3 protein-coding genes and 1 pseudogene are annotated in these 2,829 nt (G+C 57.8%); 3 read left to right on the top strand and 1 reads right to left on the bottom strand.

Annotated elements, in window-relative coordinates; genetic code table 11:
* The first annotated feature begins 344 nt into the window (after positions 1-344).
* Positions 345-740, top strand: a complete 396-nt coding sequence (locus tag H8B02_RS46685) for a Rieske (2Fe-2S) protein (protein WP_229172431.1) — start codon at positions 345-347, stop codon at positions 738-740.
* Positions 741-749: 9 nt separating this feature from the next.
* Here H8B02_RS46685 and H8B02_RS46680 read toward each other — a convergent pair whose 3' ends face one another.
* Positions 750-1,340 (bottom strand): hypothetical protein, encoded by a 591-nt coding sequence (locus H8B02_RS46680; RefSeq protein ID WP_229172430.1) that lies wholly within the window; start codon positions 1,338-1,340, stop codon positions 750-752.
* Between the two features lie 272 nt (positions 1,341-1,612).
* Between H8B02_RS46680 and H8B02_RS49260 the strand changes: the two genes are divergently transcribed.
* Together H8B02_RS49260 and H8B02_RS46665 are read left to right on the top strand one after the other, a co-directional pair.
* Entirely contained in the window at positions 1,613-2,227 is a 615-nt protein-coding gene (locus H8B02_RS49260) for an iron-sulfur cluster assembly accessory protein (RefSeq protein ID WP_376711799.1), read from the top strand.
* Between the two features lie 300 nt (positions 2,228-2,527).
* Positions 2,528-2,829: pseudogene (locus H8B02_RS46665) on the top strand (hypothetical protein); the annotation flags it as partial.

The following is a 2,829-nucleotide window of genomic DNA, read 5'->3' as shown; positions in this document are numbered from 1 at the left end:
TCTTCACAGGCGGTGACGTTCTCACTCTTGCAGAGCGTAACTGAAAAATGCCCGGAAAAGGTGTTGGCGCTACGGGCAACCAGCGCGTTTAGCTGTCCGGCAAGCGGTCGAGAAAGGTTGGAGCGCTAAAGTTGCGGTTGCGCAGCCATCATGGGAAGGGCAGCAAGGCTCAATGCTCGTGCGGATTGGTCTGAATTATGCACCCGCGCCAATGAGGTGTGCTGCAATGACGAAGCTTGCGCGTTGGATTGCCGGAAACGCGAGCCGTTCCGGCGCTTCTACGGTTCTTGCAGGGTTGATTGCACAGCGACAACGAAGAGCGACTTGCAATAAACGAGCGATGAATGCAGCCAGATGCCATCTATGCGATTTGCGGCTTTAACGATATTCCGAGCCGCCAGGCCGTGGGATTCCATCTTATGGTCGTCGATGATGACGGCAATCACCGGCCCTGGTCCATCGTTGTGGTGCGCTGGGGCAAAAAGGTGCTTGGCTATGTCAATAAATGCCCGCACAACGGCGTTAATTTGGACTGGGAGCGGAACGAATTCCTCGATCCACACGGTGTCCGGCTGATGTGCGGCAAACACGGGGCGACCTTCGAACTCGGCACCGGGCGGTGCGTCGAAGGTCCATGTCATGGTGGAGCGCTCACGCCGATCGCGTTGGCAGTTCTGGATGGTGATATCTGCATCGTCGGCGCGCGTCTTGTCGAAGACGATGCATCGCCGAACAACTGAAGACCGTGCTCAGACCGGCCGGTTCTCGTTGCGGTTCCTCACCGGCTCCATCCTATTTAACCCGTCTTCGTACGAGATCTCCTCATAAGACAGATCGAGATCCTTTGTCGCATCGAGTAAGTAATCAAGCTTGCCCCCCGTATTGAGCTTCTTGATGTCGTCCTTGTTGAGCCCGACCAGGTCCATCATCTCCTTCCAAACGGTGGATTCATCGCACGGCAGGACGTGGAAGGTAATATCACCGAGCTTGACTCGGTATTTCGCCAGCAAATCTATGTTGTTGCAGAACATGAAGTACCTGCCGTTTGGGCTCAAGGCACCGTCAAGGACGGTCGCGACGTCGGCAAGATACGCGAAGGAATGCAGGTAGCCGGCCAGCACCGGAATAGTGCGTTCTCCGTCCTGCGCGATCGTCAAAACCTGCTCGATCGAATAGTCCGGCGGCCGTTTCTCGTCCGCGAGTTGACTCTGGAATTTTAGTGCGACGTCGCCGCGAAAGCCGAACCGGCCCGGCTCGGTCGTCCCGCCTTTGAGTACGGCATTGAGCAGGCGGCCCTCCTTCTCAAGTCTGCCGAGTGCGGTGTTCTCGATTGCAGTCATTAAATTCGTCCTCGATCTAAGCTCTTCACCGACGCGTTGGCCGGTGTCAGAGGCAATGCCAATTGCTTGCCGTCGCATGCGTAGCGGCCTTCGGCCTAGCTTGGGAAGAAAACGCGTCGGTGGGCCGCGATCGCCTCAAGCAGCTTGTCAGGAACCTGACACTGGTTCCAAAGTCCACAGACGCGATCCAAAAAAGTTAGAATCATCAAGCCTCTGCACATTGGCACGTGACTTGCCGTGGCAGCCCGACCTAAGCCGATGAGAGGTAAGCCGTGATCGACCTGACGGATAGCGCAGTGAATGCAATCAAGAGCGCGATTTCATCGTCGACGCACCCGACCGGCGGTCTGCGCATTATGGTCGAAGCAGGCGGCTGCAACGGTTTCAAATGCATGATGGGCTTCGCCGAGGAACCGAAGCCTGGCGACATCGTGATCGAATGCGACGGCCTGAAGGTGTTTGTCGAGAACAGGAGCCGTCAGCATCTGGTCGGCACGACCATCGATTTCGTGATGGCACTGGACGCCGCTGCTGCGCGCGATATCGAAGCCGCTGCCCTGACGGACGGCATGGACGTGCTGGTCGAGATCCAGGATGCCGCGGAACTCGATCGTGCTTTCACCCTTCGCTCACCGATGGTCGGCATCAATAATCGCAATTTGCGCAGGTTCGAAACCACGCTTTCAACGAGCGAGACCCTGGCACCGCTCATCCCCAAAGATCGTCTGATCGTCTCGGAAAGCGGCATGCTCGGGCCCGGCGATCTCGTCATGCTTTCGCGTGTTGGGATTTCGACCTTCCTGGTCGGTGAGAGCTTGATGCGGCAAGCCGATGTACGCGCCGCAATGCGTTCGCTGCTGGCGCCGACAGCAGCCATTACAACTTAGTGAAAGAGGTGCAGTGCGTCAAAGGAGACAATCGACGATGTCATGGCAAACGCTGGAAGCTCTCGGATCGATCGCGAAGATAGAGTACATTATTCGAAAGTTTCGGGAACTGATCGATACAGACGGCTCGATCCCGCCGGGGGCTGCGGGGGAGGCTGCACGTCACAATCGATGAGCATCTGTTCGCGGCGAAACAGCGCATTCTGGATGCGCAACCGGTGCGCCGATGCCTCTTATACGAAGAGGAACACGAACGGCGCGCCAATATCGGAATCGGCCTCACATGGCGCCCCCAAACTCTTGCAGACCTGGCTGGCGCGCTCCTACGCCGATTGCCACCAGAAGGTGGTCATGAGCCCATACGCCGAACCGCAGGTTCGAGACGGCCGCCACGGCACTCTCTGCGCAGCGATTGAGACAGCAAACTCGACGCCCCTTTACAGGCCGATCATCATGAGCTGCCAGTCCCCTTCCAAGATGCACGATATTCTGTCGGTCCAGGCGATCGAGTTCCGCCAGGCCATGCGAAATCTGGTGAGCGGCGTCGCGAATGTGACGACTGGAGCGGCCGTCAGGCCGCGTGGGCTAACCATCAGTTCTGT

Source organism: Bradyrhizobium altum (assembly GCF_020889705.1).
In the GTDB taxonomy this organism is placed as follows: domain Bacteria; phylum Pseudomonadota; class Alphaproteobacteria; order Rhizobiales; family Xanthobacteraceae; genus Bradyrhizobium; species Bradyrhizobium altum.
Note: the sequence above shows the minus strand (reverse complement) of the source record. Positions and strands in the feature narration are given on the sequence as shown.